This is a genomic window from Acinetobacter sp. 8I-beige (genome assembly GCF_902505955.1).
Lineage (GTDB): Bacteria > Pseudomonadota > Gammaproteobacteria > Pseudomonadales > Moraxellaceae > Acinetobacter > Acinetobacter johnsonii.
Genome location: NZ_LR732790.1, coordinates 855,499 through 872,438 on the forward strand (window position 1 = coordinate 855,499; position 16,940 = coordinate 872,438).

The 16,940-nt window shown below is 41.0% G+C and carries 16 protein-coding genes and 4 tRNA genes; 9 read left to right on the top strand and 11 right to left on the bottom strand.

From position 1 onward, the window contains the following. Positions 1-72: 72 nt before the first annotated feature. Both GVX98_RS16875 and GVX98_RS04025 read left to right on the top strand, forming a co-directional pair. Complete coding sequence (locus GVX98_RS16875) at positions 73-906, top strand: AAA family ATPase (protein ID WP_228716264.1); 834 nt, start codon at positions 73-75, stop codon at positions 904-906. Then, entirely contained in the window at positions 888-2,726 is a 1,839-nt protein-coding gene (locus tag GVX98_RS04025) for a LuxR C-terminal-related transcriptional regulator (protein WP_228716265.1), read from the top strand. The genes GVX98_RS16875 and GVX98_RS04025 overlap by 19 nt, the downstream gene beginning before the upstream one ends. A gap of 115 nt (positions 2,727-2,841) precedes the next feature. Here the strand turns inward: GVX98_RS04025 and trpC are convergent, their stop codons facing one another. The 3 genes from trpC to GVX98_RS04040 are packed head-to-tail and all read right to left on the bottom strand — an operon-like array spanning position 2,842 to position 5,312. Continuing rightward, positions 2,842-3,648, bottom strand: a complete 807-nt coding sequence (gene trpC, locus GVX98_RS04030) for an indole-3-glycerol phosphate synthase TrpC (protein ID WP_004695695.1) — start codon at positions 3,646-3,648, stop codon at positions 2,842-2,844. 16 nt (positions 3,649-3,664) lie between these two features. Beyond that, positions 3,665-4,711 (bottom strand): anthranilate phosphoribosyltransferase, encoded by a 1,047-nt coding sequence (gene trpD, locus GVX98_RS04035; RefSeq protein ID WP_005400478.1) that lies wholly within the window; start codon positions 4,709-4,711, stop codon positions 3,665-3,667. Positions 4,712-4,727: 16 nt separating this feature from the next. Further along, on the bottom strand, positions 4,728-5,312 hold the full coding sequence (locus GVX98_RS04040) for an aminodeoxychorismate/anthranilate synthase component II (RefSeq protein WP_005400479.1): 585 nt from the start codon (positions 5,310-5,312) through the stop codon (positions 4,728-4,730). An 842-nt stretch (positions 5,313-6,154) separates the two neighbouring features. Here GVX98_RS04040 and glnA point away from each other — a divergent pair. From glnA to GVX98_RS04070, 6 genes are all read left to right on the top strand, one after another. After that, positions 6,155-7,570, top strand: a complete 1,416-nt coding sequence (gene glnA, locus GVX98_RS04045) for a type I glutamate--ammonia ligase (RefSeq protein ID WP_005400480.1) — start codon at positions 6,155-6,157, stop codon at positions 7,568-7,570. A gap of 89 nt (positions 7,571-7,659) precedes the next feature. Next, positions 7,660-7,935 (top strand): hypothetical protein, encoded by a 276-nt coding sequence (locus GVX98_RS04050; RefSeq protein WP_004982609.1) that lies wholly within the window; start codon positions 7,660-7,662, stop codon positions 7,933-7,935. Positions 7,936-8,022: 87 nt separating this feature from the next. Next, positions 8,023-8,508 carry a chorismate lyase gene (locus GVX98_RS04055; RefSeq protein ID WP_010327240.1) on the top strand — a complete coding sequence of 162 codons (486 nt, stop codon included), beginning with the start codon at positions 8,023-8,025 and terminating at the stop codon, positions 8,506-8,508. After that, positions 8,505-9,386: a 4-hydroxybenzoate octaprenyltransferase gene (ubiA, locus tag GVX98_RS04060; protein WP_159127326.1), complete on the top strand. Its 882-nt coding sequence runs from the start codon at positions 8,505-8,507 to the stop codon at positions 9,384-9,386. Before GVX98_RS04055 ends, ubiA begins: the two co-directional genes overlap by 4 nt. A gap of 107 nt (positions 9,387-9,493) precedes the next feature. Continuing rightward, positions 9,494-10,945 (top strand): S9 family peptidase, encoded by a 1,452-nt coding sequence (locus GVX98_RS04065; protein ID WP_159127327.1) that lies wholly within the window; start codon positions 9,494-9,496, stop codon positions 10,943-10,945. A gap of 99 nt (positions 10,946-11,044) precedes the next feature. After that, positions 11,045-11,275: a hypothetical protein gene (locus tag GVX98_RS04070; protein WP_039890041.1), complete on the top strand. Its 231-nt coding sequence runs from the start codon at positions 11,045-11,047 to the stop codon at positions 11,273-11,275. Between the two features lies 1 nt (position 11,276). Here GVX98_RS04070 and GVX98_RS04075 read toward each other — a convergent pair whose 3' ends face one another. From GVX98_RS04075 to GVX98_RS04110, 8 genes are all read right to left on the bottom strand, one after another. Further along, a complete protein-coding gene (locus tag GVX98_RS04075) occupies positions 11,277-11,777 on the bottom strand; it encodes a DUF2726 domain-containing protein (RefSeq protein WP_159127328.1) in 501 nt (166 codons plus the stop codon). A 20-nt stretch (positions 11,778-11,797) separates the two neighbouring features. Further along, positions 11,798-11,873: transfer RNA gene (locus GVX98_RS04080), tRNA-Asn, on the bottom strand. A gap of 287 nt (positions 11,874-12,160) precedes the next feature. Further along, a tRNA-Asn gene (locus tag GVX98_RS04085) sits at positions 12,161-12,236 on the bottom strand. A 196-nt stretch (positions 12,237-12,432) separates the two neighbouring features. Then, a tRNA-Asn gene (locus GVX98_RS04090) sits at positions 12,433-12,508 on the bottom strand. A 4-nt stretch (positions 12,509-12,512) separates the two neighbouring features. Next, positions 12,513-12,588, bottom strand: a tRNA-Asn gene (locus GVX98_RS04095). 144 nt (positions 12,589-12,732) lie between these two features. Then, positions 12,733-13,359: a superoxide dismutase gene (locus GVX98_RS04100; RefSeq protein WP_159127329.1), complete on the bottom strand. Its 627-nt coding sequence runs from the start codon at positions 13,357-13,359 to the stop codon at positions 12,733-12,735. Between the two features lie 209 nt (positions 13,360-13,568). Further along, positions 13,569-14,189: a superoxide dismutase gene (locus GVX98_RS04105; protein WP_114837192.1), complete on the bottom strand. Its 621-nt coding sequence runs from the start codon at positions 14,187-14,189 to the stop codon at positions 13,569-13,571. A gap of 345 nt (positions 14,190-14,534) precedes the next feature. Beyond that, entirely contained in the window at positions 14,535-15,293 is a 759-nt protein-coding gene (locus tag GVX98_RS04110) for a Nif3-like dinuclear metal center hexameric protein (RefSeq protein ID WP_004982594.1), read from the bottom strand. 168 nt (positions 15,294-15,461) lie between these two features. On the opposite strand from GVX98_RS04110, the gene GVX98_RS04115 reads away from it, so the two are divergent. Further along, positions 15,462-16,640, top strand: a complete 1,179-nt coding sequence (locus GVX98_RS04115; RefSeq protein WP_004982593.1) for a S1C family serine protease — start codon at positions 15,462-15,464, stop codon at positions 16,638-16,640. The last annotated feature ends 300 nt before the right edge of the window (positions 16,641-16,940 follow it).

The following is a 16,940-nucleotide window of genomic DNA, read 5'->3' on the forward strand; positions in this document are numbered from 1 at the left end:
GTGCTCAATGCAAAATTCAGGGAAATGAACATTGCAGATGAAGTTGAATAAAAAACGATTGGATGAATATACATGCAAGTGTTGAAGACTAAACTCAGTCGTCCGAGCATGCAAAATGGCAGGGCCATGCAACGTTCCCAACTGTTAAGTCAGATGGTGGACTATTGTCAGTCTTCTTTGGTTTTTATTCACGCCGCGGCGGGTTATGGAAAAACCACACTGATGAATCAACTCTCAGAGTCTCTTTTAGCAAAGGGAAACAAAGTCTGTTGGTTGACTTTGGATGACGATGACAATGATCCGATTCGACTCTATCAATACTTGCGTTTGGCGCTTTTGGATTTAGAACCGCCGCAGTCCCTCTCTTATGGACAGATCCATAAACAACACATCATTGAGCTGACGCAAAACGTTGCAGAAGTGGATGCTGATACTGTTTTATTTATCGATGAGTTTGAAGCATTAACGAACCCAGAATGTTTAAATATCTTTTGGTGGTTGTACCAGTCTTTACCTGAAAATTGTCATTTGGTGATTGCTTCAAGGGTCAAACCCAACTGGAGTTTCGCGAAAGAATATCTATTAGGTCGTTTAAAGTGGGTCACAGAGTCTCAGCTGAGTATCAAACAGCAAGAAAGCAGTGCGCTTATTCAGTTTTTACAACAACAAAACTTTGACCAGCTTGCTTTAAGCACTGAGCTTGCAGAACAACTGATTGATAAAACTGAAGGCTGGTTTACAGGCATTCAGTTCACCAATTTATATTTGAAAGAACATCAAGATATTCATGACTTTATTCAAAACTTAAGTGGTGCGCACCATCAGATTGTAAATTACCTCAGTGAGCAGGTTTTTTACAACAAGACCCTGAAATTCAGCAATTCTTATTGCAAATTAGTGTACTGAGAAAAATTAATCCAGCTTTGGTCATCGCTTTAACGGGTAATCCTGTTGCACAGCAAATTCTCGATGTCATCAGTCAAAAAGGTTTGTTCATTCAAGCAATAGATGAACAGCGTACATGGTATCGCGTGCATCATTTATTTCGAGACTTTTTACAATCGAAGTTTAAACTTTTACAACCTGATGCATATCAGAAAATGCATAGTAAAGCGGCAGAATGGTTTAAACAACAGCGTTATCTGATGGAGGCGATTTATCACGCCCAACAAGCAGAAGATCAGCAGCTGATTTTATCATTGCTTAACTCGGTGTGTCGTGAACTGATCTTAGAAGGCCGACACTATACGTTGTTGGAGTTGGTCAAACAGATCCCTGATTCTGTCTTGCTGCAAAATCCAAATTTGCTCTATGACATTATTTGGACCTTGGTGCTGACGCATCAAGTGACCCTAGCCAATCATTATTTACAGCTCTGGCATAGTGTGGATCAACATGAAACCTTATTACAACATGAGGACCAATTAGGTTTAGCCCCTCTCATTGCTGTTTTAGAAGACAAGTTAGATGTGGCTTATCGCTTAGCGCAACAAAACTTAGCACAACTGCCAAGTACCGTTTATTTTGTCCGTGCTCTACTGATTGGGATTGGGGCTTTACATCACATTTGTTTGGGGCAAATGAGTGAAGCACGAAAGCTATTACTACAAACGCGCATTATCTATTTGCAAGGTCATAACCTATATGGTTTGGCAATGGTCGATTGTATTGATGCCCTATGTGATTATTTATTAGGAAATTTAACGCTCGCGGCAGAGAAATTTACTCAAGTAGGGCAGAGCGAGGAATATCGTAACTTAGGTCTAGATGAAGACAATCAAGCGGCCATTATGAATATTCTGAGCAGCTTTAAAGCAGACCTGTATTATGAAATGAACCAAATGTCGCAAGTCGAAGTTGCATTAATGGACTTTAAGGGCGGCGGTCATTTGGCTATGCCTGATATGGTGGTGGTGGGCTATATCTTACAAATGCGTTTAGCTACGTTGCATCAAGATCAAGCCGCGATACAAGTGTGTTTGCATCAAGCCCATACCCGCAGTAGTCAATGGTCGTTACCTCGACTCGCACAAACTATACAAGCCTATGCGCAACAAGCAAGCCCGCTTTCTGTATTAGCAGATACTGAACAGGCAGCATTTCAGCCGTATTTAAATTTCACCCATTTGCTGCGTGGCGATGATTTAATGCTGGTGCGTCAGCAAATTTTCATGGGGCAAGCCGAGCAAGCCAAAGAATATTTAAGCCAGCAGTTAGCATTTTTTAGGATTTATCCGATACGTTTTGCGCGTGTTCAAATTTTGTTTGCACTGGCCCTGTATCAGCTGAAACAACATGAACAGGCTTTTGAGGCGCTACAACAAGCGCTTGAAACCCTCATGCCGACTCAGGCGGTGCGGGTGATTCTAGATGAAGACCCTTTAATTTGGGATATATTAAGTGGGCTAAGTCAGCATTTAAGTCGACAGAAGCAAAAGCATACAGTTGTGTTATTAGAATATATTCAGCAACTTCAAAAGCTCAATCAAGCTGAAAGCAGTGCTGAAGCTTTGATCGGAAGTTCTGGCCTTGAGGCTTTATCAAAACGTGAAGTCCAAATTTTAGAAAAATTAAGCCGTGGCTGTACTGATGCTGAAATATCCGAGTCGATCTTTTTGTCCATCAATACGGTGAAATGGCATCTGCGTAAAATCTATAACAAGTTGCAGGTCCGCTCTCGAATGGAAGCAGTGAATGAAGCCAAGAAGCAGGGTTTAATTGAGTAATTTAAGATTGAATAATTTTTTATATGTTACTGTTTAACGAGATCTTCAACGGCTTTTTGAAAGAACATATCACAAAGTATTCAGGGCAAGGGCATGCCTTACCCTGAATGTGCGATTAAAGTGATTTAGGTGTTCCAAACAGCTCAGTAAAGGCGTGGTCTGGACGTGGCTGTTTCATAAAACTTTCACCGACCAAGAAAGCATGAATGTCATGCTCTTGCATCATGGCAACATCCGCTGGGGTCGCAATGCCGCTTTCAGTCACCAGTAGACGAGATGGTTCAAGCAGTTTTTTCAGTCGAATCGAGGTGTTTAAGTCCACATCAAAGGTTTTTAAATTGCGGTTATTGACACCCAATACGCAACGCTCAGATAGACGTAAAGCACGTTCAAGTTCTGCTTCATCGTGTACTTCAACCAAGACATCTAAATTCTGCTCAAAAGCCGTTTTCGACATTTCTTCGAGTTGCTGATCGGACAAGCATGCCACAATCAGAAGAATACAGTCCGCATGTAAAGCACGTGCTTCAATCACCCCATAAGGGTCAATCAGAAAGTCTTTACGTAATGCAGGCAGGGCACAGTGAGAACGTGCAATTTGAATATTCTCATCGGCACCTTGGAAAAAATCGACATCGGTTAAAACCGATAAACATGCTGCACCTGCGGCTTCGTATTGCTGCGCGATTTCAGCAGGATCAAAGTTTTCACGAATGATGCCTTTAGATGGTGATGCTTTCTTAATTTCAGCGATCACACCCGGTTGTTTGCTCAGTAAAGACTTTGCAAAACCACGCACAGGAGTTGCCTCAAATGCCCATTCTTCAACATCTTTATAGCTACGTTGTTTGAGGCGTGCAGCAAACTCTTCCTGCTTACGATCCACAATTTTGCCTAAAATCGTATTTGCGATATCTACCATGACAAAATCCTGTCTATCAAGCGTCGTATTGTTTAAGGGTTTTGCTGAATTCAGCAAGGATGCTCATCTTTTCTAAGGCTTGTCCGCCGTAGATGATGTCATGTGCTAAAGCCACGCCTTGCTTATAACTGGTACAAAGTCCAGAGACATACAGACCGGCACCTGCATTTAAAGCAATCATGTTGGCTGCTTTTTCGCCTTTATCGGATTTGTTTTTGCCTAAGGCATCTTTGATTAGGCTTAAACTTTCAGCAGAATCTTGGATGATTAAACCTGTTAAAGTTTGCGATTCGATCCCAACATCTTCAGGTTGAATTTCCCATTCGGTGACTTCGCCATTTTTAAGTTCGGCCACATAGGTGCTTGATGCAAGGCTAATTTCATCTAAACCATCTTTAGAATGAACGACCATGACATGTTCAGCCCCCAGTTGTTTCATCACTTCTGCAATTGGTCGACATAATTCAGTCGAAAACACCCCAATCACTAGACGTTTTACTCCAGCTGGATTCGTAAGCGGGCCAAGTAAATTGAAAATACTGCGAATGCCTAATTCACGACGTGGGCCAACCGCATACTTCATCGCTTTATGATGATTCGGGGCAAACAAGAAACCCACACCCATTTCGCGAATACAACGTTCAGTTTGTTGCATGTTTAAGTCAAGTTGGATGCCTGCTTGTTCTAACAAGTCCGAGGAACCCGATTTGGTTGAAACACCGCGGTTACCATGTTTAGCAATGGTTGCACCTGCCGCTGCAATCACAAAAGCAGACGCAGTCGAGACGTTGAATAAGTTCTGACCGTCACCACCTGTACCGACGATGTCGACTAAATAAGGTACATCACTGACATCAATTTTGATGGCAAACTCGCGCATGACACGAGCCGCTGCGGTAATTTCATCAATACTTTCGCCTTTTAAGCGAAGACCCATCATTAGTGCACCAATTTGGGCATCTGTTGCTTCACCATTCATGATGGTGCGCATGACGTCTTCCATTTGCGGCTGCGTCAACTCAATATTTTTAGTGATGTTATTTAAAGCTTGTTGCATATTCATTTTTCACTGCACTCATTTATGCGTAAATTTCTAAAAAGTTCTTAAAGATTTGATGGCCATGCTGACTCAAGATTGATTCAGGGTGAAATTGCACGCCTTCAACGGCAAGCGTCTTATGCTTTACACCCATGATTTCTTCAATTGAGCCATCGGCTTCATTGGTCCAGCAAGTCACTTCTAAGCATTCAGGCAAGCTTTCTTGATCAATCACCAGTGAGTGATAACGCGTTGCTGAAAACGGAGAAGGGAGGTTGCTAAAAATGCCTTTATTTGAGTGGTGCATGTCAGACAAACGACCATGCATCACTTTTTTGGCACGAATGATTTCGCCGCCAAAAGCCTGACCAATGGCCTGATGTCCTAAGCACACCCCTAATAATGGAATTTTTCCAGCAAAATGCTGAATGGCTGGAATAGAAATTCCTGCTTCCGAAGGTGAGCATGGACCAGGGCCAATCACAAGATATTTAGGTTGCCATCGCTCAATATCTTCCAATGTCACGGCATCATTACGTACTACTTTTACTTCTTGATTTAACTCGCCAAAATACTGGACGATGTTGTATGTAAAAGAGTCATAGTTGTCGATCATTAAAAGCATGAGCTTAACCTATTGAAATTTATGCACATAAATGTGCTTGAAGAGTCCTATGGTATTCGTGCGTTTACATTATAAAGCTATAAGTAAATTATTTTTCTCATTCAATGACTTGAATGGAGGCACAAAACCGAAATTATCATAGCAAAAAATACACTGCTAGAGCGTGACATTTTTTCGCAGGTCTAAAAATTACAATGGGTTTTGTTACTAACAGATATAGAGTTTATGAATATCTCAGATTCAAATCCTAAAGAGAAACTACGTAGATTATGTCTAAATGTCATGAAGCATGCACATTCAAGGAATATAAAAGAATATCTCTTAATGCAGTGAGCCAAAAACTCCCCTAATGTCACCAAAACAGAGCATATTTTTTTACTTGCTCACATCTGAGATGTCGGCTTTATATTTAGTTTGAAAGGAGAGGTTTTTAATTTTTTAAAAATCAAATAAAAACAGTTAATTACGCTTCTTATATTTGATTTTAGGTATATCGCTCGCCGTGATATGAGGTGTGGAAGTCAAATCAATGCGAAAATAACAGCTTAAACAGTGCTCTAATTTATAAAAAACGGGTGTAAATCGACCAGTGAAATTTAAAAATGCACCATTATGATCCACACTCAAAATCTTTTAGATTAAATGTGAAGAAGCATGCTTGAATATGGTGCATTTACTTTTTAGCTCAGTATAATAGAGCCAAAGCAAACAGCTTAAAACTGTTATTCTGATAATGAATTCAACATTTTAGCTAAGCTTTTTAAAGTTGGTACGGTAATTGCTTTAGAACAACCAACTACTAACACGCACTAAAGAGTGCAACAAAAATTCATCGGAGCAAAATGAGCATGGCGAACAAGGTCCTACAACTCATCCAAGAAAGTGGCGCAAAATGGGTCGATTTCCGTTTTACGGATACTAAGGGTAAAGAACAACACGTAACTTACCCAGCAGATACTATCGACGAAGATACTTTTGAAGACGGTAAAATGTTTGATGGTTCTTCTATTGCAGGTTGGAAAGGCATTGAAGCATCTGACATGATCTTACGCCCAGATGCTGCAACTGGTTTTATCGACCCGTTCTTCGCTGAGCCGACAGTAGTTGTTACTTGTGACGTTATTGAGCCATCAACAGGTCAGGGTTATGACCGTGACCCACGTTCGATTGCTCGCCGTGCTGAAGAATACCTAAAATCTACAGGTATTGGTGATACTGCATTCTTTGGTCCAGAACCAGAATTCTTCGTATTTGACGAAGTAAAATGGGAAATCGATATGTCTGGCGCGCGCCATACATTGATTGCTGAAGAAGCTGCTTGGTCAACAAATAAAGACTATGAAGGCGGAAACTCTGGTCACCGTCCACGTGTTAAAGGTGGTTACTTCCCAGTTCCACCAGTTGACTCTTCACATGACATGCGTGCAGATATGTGTGCGCGTATTGAAGACATCATGGGTCCAGGTCGTGTAGAAGTACACCACCACGAAGTTGCATCTTGCCAGTTAGAAATTGGTGTAAGCTTCAACACAATGGTTCGTAAAGCTGACGAAGTTCAACAGTTCAAATATGCGGTTTGGAACGTTGCGCACCAATATGCAAAAACTGCGACTTTCATGCCTAAGCCAATGGTTGGTGATAATGGTTCTGGTATGCACGTTCACATGTCAATCTCTAAAGATGGCAAGAACTTGTTTGCTGGTGATGAATACGCTGGTCTTTCAGAAATGGCGCTTTACTTCATCGGTGGTGTAATCAAACATGCTCGTGCATTGAACGCAATTACGAACCCTTCTACAAACTCGTATAAGCGTTTAGTTCCACACTTCGAAGCGCCGATTATGTTGGCTTACTCAGCACGTAACCGTTCTGCTTCTATCCGTATTCCTTACGTTTCTAGCCCGAAAGGCAAACGTATTGAAGCTCGCTTCCCAGATCCAATGATGAACCCGTACTTAGGCTTTGCTGCATTGTTAATGGCGGGTCTTGACGGTATCCAAAACAAGATTCACCCAGGTGAAGCAGCTGACAAAAACTTATACGACCTTCCTCCTGAAGAAGAAGCGAAAATCCCTACAGTTGCGCACAGCCTAGATATGGCTCTTGAAGCGCTTCAAGCGGATCATGAGTTCCTTCTTAAAGGTGGTGTATTCACTAAAGAAATGCTTGATGCTTATATCGAACTTAAAACTGAAGAAGTGCGTCGTTTGAACACGACAACTCACCCAGTTGAATTTGATATGTACTACAGCTTGTAATTCTGAACTGAATTTCACTGTAAAAAACCCGCGCTAGTCGCGGGTTTTTTTGTATCATCTGTTTAACTTGAAAAAAATTGATGAGAGCAATGGCACAGCGTAAGAAGCACACCAGTTTTTATCCGTGGATTGACCCTAAAGATCACGACAAAGGATTTAAGCTAAATTTTTCGATGGTGACTTATATTGAAGTTGGTCGCACCCCTGAAGGTTATAAGCAGGCAGAATTTGTCGCATTAAAAAGCCCAGAGTTGGCATTGGATTATGATTATCCTCAAAGTTTTTACTTGAGTGCTGAAGGTTTTATTTTGGTGAAAACTCCGCAAGGTAAATTTGAAACCATTGCAAAAACAGATAATTGCTAAAGATTGATCTTAGAATTGAATCAATGACATTCTTCATAACTCAAAAAGCGTTTAAGCGCACAGTAAATCAATGGTACAGGTAGGCTTATGCAGCAGATTCCAGCTGAACTGAAAACATGGTTATATGCTTCAGGTTCACTTACTCAGCAACTGACGGATTTGGCTGATGGAGCATTTAGGGTTCAACCAACCAAAGAGCATTTTCAGCGTCTTCAGTTTATCGATGCAAAATGGATGGGCATGCCGTTTCAGCATACGTCATGGGTACGAGAAAGTTTTTTATATGGCAGTGATGCAGAGCCTTGGGTTAAAGCCAAAAGCATTTTCCCGATCTTAAGTTTGCAAGGCCGCGCACGGCTTTTTAAACATATTGGTAAAAAACCGATAGGTTGGTTCTTGTTTCAGCGCACCAATCCAGCATGTGAACGTCGTGTGATTTGGCTAGAAGATGGCTGGACCAGACAGAGCTGTTATACTTGGCACGGCTGCAAGTTTATTGTTCAAGAAACCTTTTTGGCGAGTTTTGAGCAATTTTTGCAAAAGCAGAATTCAGCATCTGAAGGACAGTCATGACAACTGCGCATCAAATTACTTGGCGTGAACGTTTAGAAGCCTACTATTATTTATGTCGTTTTGATAAGCCTGTTGGCACAGAGTTGGTGTTCTGGCCTACCATGTGGGCACTATGGATTGCAGCAGAGGGCATACCGCCAATGGGTATTCTGATTCCGATGGTACTTGGCACGATATTTATGCGTGCGGCTGGGTGTGCAATTAATGATTTTGCTGATCGTAAGGTAGATGCGCATGTAGAGCGCACGAAAACGCGGCCTTTAGCAACAGGGATTATCACGGCCAAAGAAGCCATTTATGTGTTTCTAGTTTTAGTCTTTGCCAGTGCTTGTATGTTGTTGTTTCTACCGATTGAAACGTTTTATTGTGCTTTAGGCGGGCTTTTTCTCGCATTTATATATCCTTTCATGAAGCGCTATACCCATTTGCCTCAGGTTGTTTTGGGCATGGCTTTTTCGTGGGGAATTCCGATGTCCTTTACGGCCATGGGTAAGCCATTAGATTTAACCTGTTGGTTGCTGTATTTTGGCAATCTGGCTTGGACTGTGGCGTACGATACGCAATATGCGATTACCGACCGTGAATATGATTTAAAAATTGGGGTGAAGTCGACAGCTATTTTGTTCGGTCGTTTTGATATTCAAATCATTGCACTTTTACAGGCGATGAGCGTGGTTTTGATCGGTACGGCGCTTTACCTTGAAAATTTATTGATGCCATTGGGTTTAATCGCATTGCTTGTGGTGGTGGCTGATTTTATTTATCAATGGTCCAAAATAAAAGACAGAGATCCACAGCGTTGTTTTTGGGCATTCCGTCACAATCGTTGGGTGGGGTTCATTATTTTTACTGGAATCTTTTTAGAATTAATTATTTAAAGTGATTGTTTGGTTGAAAAGCGTCCTATACAGGGCGCTTTTTTTATGTCTTAATAAAACGGCATGTAGTTTCATGCTTAAAAAAACAATGAATAAAAGGATATTTTATGAAACGCTCGAAAATAGCATTAGCCCTTACAGTTGCCGTTTCAATGCTGTCTTTAACTGCTTGTAATGACGATGATGATTCGCCCGCTTCAAATCAACAACCCACGTATCTGTCGGAAGGGAATTATTCTTTAGATACAGTCGAGAATAGTTCATCGATTAAAGTCATGACTTATAACATGACGAATGTGCAGGGGAAGACAGCAACCGCAACGGCAATGGTTTTATTTCCACAGGTAGCTCGACCTAAAGATGGTTATCGTGTTGTGGTATGGGAGCATGGAACGGTCGGAGGTGGAGATGATTGTGCACCAAGTAAAAATGTGATTCATCCACGCTTTAAAATTTTAGCGAATACATTATTGGCTGCAGGCTATGTCATTGTTGCTCCAGATTATGAAGGTCTAGGTACATCAGGTGTACATCCTTATTTGAATTTGTCGAGCCAAGCTAATTCTGCCATTGCAGCCGTAAAGGCCGCAAAAGAGCATTATGGTACCCAGTTAAATGGAGCATGGATGTCGATTGGCCAATCACAAGGTGGACATGCATCATTGGGTACAGCAGAGTTTGCTAATACTGATACGACTTATAAAGGAGCTGTGGCTGGTGCACCTGCATCCAGTTTAGGACAAATTATTCAAATTTATCTCGATCCACAATATAATCTTGACGTAAATGGTCAACCTAAAGCAAATGGTTTGAATATTTTAGATGACAAATTGCAACAAGTCCGTATTGCAATGGCAAATGGTCTACCAGCGGCACAAGGCCAAGCATTGATTGCGCAAATTGCGGATGGTTATGCTGAACTCTTGGCTTATGCGGCACTCACAAGCTCGGGTATTAAAGCGTATCAGCCTGATTATGATTTAAAGAATATCTTTACAGCGGGTGCTGCTGAAATTGCGGAAAGTGCTTATGGACGTACAGGAGATGATGGTGCATGTTTAGGTTATCCAGCACCGAATAGTGCAAATGGCTTACAAGAACAATTTAAAGCGGGTGTTGTAGAGTTCTTGGCAGATCCAACACACTGGACTTCACAGTATGGTGTTGATTTAAATAAAATTAAAACAGATCCAGTGGTTCAGAAATTCTTGGCAGATAATCAACCAGCAACCAATGCCACTGCTGCGAAGGTGATTAAAACTCCTGTATTTATTATTCAAGGTGCGAATGATCAAGCAGTACTACCTGTAGTAACGCAAGCGTTATATGCAAATATGAAAGCAAAAGCGACCACATACTTCCCGCAAAATGGATATGCTGATGGTTATAAACTAACTATTGTACCGAAGGCGACGCATACGCAGGCAATCGTATGTCAAAATAAGGAGGCTGTGGATTTTATTCAGACCTATATGTCTGCGGGTACGGGTGTTGTACTAACTGATGCACAAAAAGATGCCAGTACCAATGAAAACTGTACAGGTATAGCACCGACATAAAATTAACCATTTAAACTGAAGACAGAGCCTCATGATTGAGGCTCTTTTTTTGTTATAGTATTGGCCCATCAAAATCTAGATATTGGAAATAGGCTGGCTATGACGAAATCAACTCAAAAACTAACGCCAAAAGTGATGTTTTTGGCGAGTCTTGGTATTGTGATTCCATTGCTTATTTTAGGGATTGCTTTTTTAGCGGTAAAAAGCGATGCAAAAAACCAAGCGGAATATCAGCGTATTAAAGAAGAACAACAGCAGCGTATTCAAGAAAAGTTGGCTGCCGAAAAGCAATTCACACAGCAGGAAGCGAGCAGCGCAGTCTCAAAATAATTCAAGCACGCATTGCAGGCGTGATACCAATGTGTTTGTGCAGTTGGCGAGTGCTTGGAATTTCAGTAAAACGCCGAACGATGTAACCTGCTTCATTCAGCATGGCATCACGTTCTGCATCTTCTTGTTCTTTGCCGATATGGGAAGGATCATCAAGTTCAATAATCACCACGACTGCTAATTGTTCATCTAATAAAACGAAATCGGTGACTTTACGGTTAAATTTGGCCCGCATTTTATAGTGATCACTGGTAATCAGTGAACTAAATGAAACTTGAGCTAGAACATGATGGCGTGGAAAGGCTTCTTTTAAGCGAATAAACATTTTACGTTCAAACGGCGTAATGACGTGTTTGGCATAAAACTTTTGTTTACGGCGAAACAGGTCAGGGTAGACCATCATCACTAACGTAATAGTGGCGAAGCAGCCGATGATAAAAAAGATGATTTGACTCAGATCGAACACAATATTTTCTAGCGCAAAGAAAAAACCCACTCGCATGGAGTGGGTTTTTAGAATTTTGGCTCTCCAACCTGGGCTCGAACCAGGGACCTGCGGATTAACAGTCCGTCGCTCTACCGACTGAGCTATTGGAGAATCTGCACGCATTCTATGTGGCAAAGCTCAAAGGGTCAAGTCTTTGGCCTGATATTTTTATATAACCTGCTTTAAATGATTTAAAAATAAACGTTTAGCTTTTATTGGTGCGGTTTGATTCAGTCTTTTTGGTTTTCCATGGAGATATTTGGGAGATTCAAGCTGAGAAGAGCCTGTATGGAAAGCTGCTTTGGAGTGATTTTGAGAGATTGGTTTTACGTATGGGTGAATGTCATTTTTATAGACAGAAAAAAGCCCAAGTCATAATGCTTGGGCTTTTTAAAATTTGGCTCTCCAACCTGGGCTCGAACCAGGGACCTGCGGATTAACAGTCCGTCGCTCTACCGACTGAGCTATTGGAGAATCTGAAATGCAGTATAGAGAAAATTACACATCGGTCAAGTTACAATTCTAAAAAAAGTCGAATTTTAGATTAAATGTTTTTTTTATAAACAATTTGATATGTCATAGCTGTATACCAGAAGGGTATAGGGTGTGGATCAAAACAATGAGTGATAAAAAAAAGCCCAAGTCACGATGCTTGGGCTTTTTAGAATCTTGGCTCTTCCACCTGGGCTCGAACCAGGGACCTGCGGATTAACAGTCCGTCGCTCTACCGACTGAGCTATGGAAGAATAGTGGCTCTCCAACCTGGGCTCGAACCAGGGACCTGCGGATTAACAGTCCGTCGCTCTACCGACTGAGCTATTGGAGAATCTGATGGGCATTTTAGGGAGGAAAGGAAAATGGGTCAAGCAAAAAATATTGAGAAATGAATTGTTTGCTTTATAAATATGCGTTTAGGCCGCAAAAACAAAAAAACCGCTCAAAAAGAGCGGTTTTTTAAACAAGACGAATCTTATTTTTCAACGCCAGCAGCTTGGCCTGCATATTTCGCGTTTGCATAATCCCAGTTTACAAGACTTTCAAGGAAAGTTTTGATGTAAACAGGACGCGCATTACGGAAGTCGATGTAGTAAGCATGTTCCCAAACGTCAATGGTTAACACTGCAACTTTACCGTGTGCAAGTGGAGTGTCTGCATTTGAAGTTTTAAGGATAGAAAGGTTGCCATTTACTTCGTCAGCAACTAACCAAGCCCAACCTGAACCGAATTGAGTTGTAGCCGCAGCAGCAAATTCTTCAGCGAATTTTTCGTAAGAACCGAATGCTTCATCAATTTTAGCAGCTAAAGCACCTGTTGCTTTACCACCACCGTTTTTAGCCATACAGTTCCAGTAGAATGTGTGGTTCCAAACTTGTGCTGCGTTATTGAAGATACCTGCTTTAGATGCATCACCAGAAGAAGCTGTGATGATTTCTTCTAAAGTTTTACCTTCAAGGTCAGTACCTTTGATTAGGTTGTTTAGGTTAACAACATAAGTATTGTGGTGTTTGTCGTGGTGGAATTCTAAAGTTTCTTTGCTAATGTGCGGAGCAAGATCTTCGTAGCCATATGGAAGTGCAGGTAAAGTAATGGTTGTCATGTTTCATTCCTTGCAGATTTGCTGGGTTTTACTTTAAGTGCATTTATTGTAAATGATTCTATAGACAATAGGGCAGTCTTTTAATACACAAAATATGCAAAAAAATTCGCAAGGAGACATATACGATACACAAGATATCATTAGAGTCTTTCGTACAGAATATATTCATTTTAAAAGACTCTAAGCTCTAGATGGATTGAGGTGTGTAATTAATTTTTAGTCTGCAACGCTGCATGGTAACGGCGATTTACCTCATCCCAATCGACCACATTATAAAAGGCATTGATATATTCAGGACGGCGGTTTTGGTATTTTAGATAATACGCATGTTCCCATACATCTAAACCGAGAATAGGGGTATGACCGTGCATAAGTGGGGAATCCTGATTTGCACTACTTTCAACAATCAGGTTGCGTTCAGGTGTTACGCTCAGCCATGCCCAACCACTGCCAAAACGGCTAATCGCGGCTTTGGTAAATGCCTCTTTAAAAGCATCAAAACCACCGAGTTGCTCATCAATAGCTTTTGCCACAGCTCCAGTTGGTTGCCCACCACCTTGTGGACTCACGACTGTCCAAAACAGTGAGTGGTTGGCATGACCACCTGCATTATTGATCACCATATTTTTAAGATCAGTAGGGACTTCATTGACTTTGGCAACCAAATCTTCCACAGACAGTTTCTCCCATTCTGTGCCTGCAATCGCGCCATTAATGTTATTGATGTAGGTTTGATGGTGTTTACTGTGGTGAATTTCCATCGTTTTCGTATCAATATTGGGTTCGAGTGCGTCATAGGCATATGGAAGAGCGGGTAAAGAATAAGCCATGTGTTTGATTCCTTTAATCATCAAAATTGTTTTATTGGGATTTTTTAAAGCAGTTTTATTATCCACTTAAAAGTTAATGAGAATCAATATGCTTATTATTTGCAGTTTTGAAGTGAAAGGTCGCAAGTTTTATTGTTCATGTTAGGTTGGACGTTCAGTATGTATAACAAAGGTGAGATGCACAGAATTTTTGAGCTGATGCTATGTTTTGATTTAAAAAGATGAAAGGCTAGGAATAATATTTTAGAAAGTAATAATTTGCTTAAATGGAGGTAATGTCGGATGCCATGCGATGTAAGCGCATTGAAAGGACTGGGATGAAAGAGGTCTCATCCCAGTGATTGCTTAGATTGGGTTGTTTAACTCGAAATAAACATATTCAATATCAAATTGTTCTGAAATTGCTTGACCTAATCGCTGCACGCCATAGCGTTCAGTCGCATGATGTCCGCAAGCAAAATAATGTACGCCTAATTCTTTAGCTTCATAGAAGGTACGTTCACTGACTTCGCCTGAAATATAGGCATCACAGCCTTGTTCAGCGGCTTTTACAATAAAATCTTGTGCACCACCGGTACAAAAACCGACTTTTTCAATCATGGTCTTGTCCGCAGGAAGATGGATGGCATCGAATTTTAATTTCTTAGATACAAATTTTTTAAAATCTTCCACAGGCATAGGCTGGTTTAAATAACCAATATTGCCAATAGGATGACGCTCAGATGGGTCAAGTGCCTCAATACGTTCCAATTTGAGCAAATCTGCAATCGCTACATTATTTCCAAGACTTGGATGGCTGTCGAGGGGGAGGTGATATGCCAGCAAAGAAATGTCATGTTGAATCAGACTCTTGATCCGTTTACCGCGCATACCTGTGATGGGGTAGGCTTCACCTTTCCAAAAATATCCATGGTGCACCAGTAAAAGATCCGCATTTTCTCGTATCGCGGCATCTATGGCATCTTGCGATGCAGTCACAGCAGCTAAAATTTTACGCACTTCGGTCTTTCCTTCAATTTGAAGGCCATTCGGTGCATAGTCCTTAAACTCAGGTGATTTGAGGGTTTGATCACACCACTGAATAATGTCTTGTAATTTTGCCATATCGACTTAAAAACTCTTTTAAATTGATTACATCGGAACCTATTGTTTATTGTAACTAAAGCATGACAAAACTCTTGCTTATTTTTGTGCTTCGGCTTGAATTTCGCTTTACAATAGGCATAAATTACTTAGTCATCAATGAATTAAAACATTTTAGAGGGTGAAATCGTGCGCAGGACCTTTTCCTGGTTACCTTGGGTATTACTCATTTTAGTCATTGCTGGATTTTTTGCTTGGCAGCAGTATCAAAAGCCAAAAGCGCCTGTGGCGTCCGATGGTATTAAGATGCCTGCTGAAAAGGTTGAACCTTTAATTAACACCACGCGTACCGGTGGGGTGGTTTCTTATAGCGCCGCCGTGAAAGTGGCTGCACCAGCAGTAGTAAATATTTTTACCACGCAAAAAGTCAAACAACTTGACCATCCATTACTCAATGATCCTGCGTTCCGTGAATTTTTTGGCAATCAAATTCCAGATCAGTTTAGCCAAAATAAAAATGAAAACAGTTTGGGTTCAGGTGTGATTGTTCGCCCTGATGGTTATATTTTGACGAATAATCATGTGATTGCTCAAGCCGATCAAATTGTTGTGGCGTTACAAGATGGTCGTCGAGCAGTGGCAAAAGTGATTGGTACCGACCCCGATACCGATTTGGCTGTGATTAAAATTGAGCTAGCGAATCTGCCTGTTTTACCCTTTAAGCTAAGCGGCAACGAAGTGGGTGATGTGGTCTTGGCCATTGGTAATCCATTTGGTGTGGGGCAAACGGTTACGCAAGGTATTGTCTCTGCTACAGGTCGCTCTGACCTGGGTATTAACACTTATGAAGACTTCATTCAAACCGATGCTGCGATTAATCCAGGTAATTCTGGTGGTGCTTTGATTGATGTGGCCGGTAATTTGATTGGGGTTAATACAGCAATTTTCTCTCAATCAGGTGGATCTTTAGGCATTGGTTTTGCCATTCCTGCAAGAATTTGCCAACAAGTACTAAACTCTATTCTTAAAGACGGCCGTGTGGTACGTGGTTGGTTGGGTATCAGTTTACTGCCTGTTGAACAAGTCAATATCTTAGAGCCTAAAGGGCCTGGTGTGGTTGTCGCGGACGTATTAAAAACGGGACCTGCTGCAAAAGCTGGTTTAAAGAAAGGCGACAAGATTGTGAAAGTGAATGATGAAGTGATTACTTCAACCTCACATTTGATTAATTTTGTGGCTTTACAACCGCCAAATAGCACCATTCAGATTTCACTTGAGCGCGATGGCAAACCTTTAGATGTGGCTGTGGTTGTTGGGGAAAGAAAAGAGCAAAATCAGGACTCTCAATTTATCCCATTACCTGAATAAGACTAAAAAACGTAAATAAAAATGCCTCTTTATAGAGGCATTTTTTATGAGTAGATGATTTACAGTGTGAATATTAAATGCAGAGCATGATCAATAAAAAACCTGTGCATTTTAAAGCTTGAGAGTGGTAAATGATGATCTCAGTTTTATTCGAAAATCAAAGCTCACTTATTTTTAGATATTGCCCAATCGCATCAAGCATTAATAACGCGATGAACTTATTTGGATTGAAAGTCTAAGCTAAAAGAAGGCATGTGATTGAGGATGCATTGTACAGCCTCCTCTCATTACGCTTGTTAT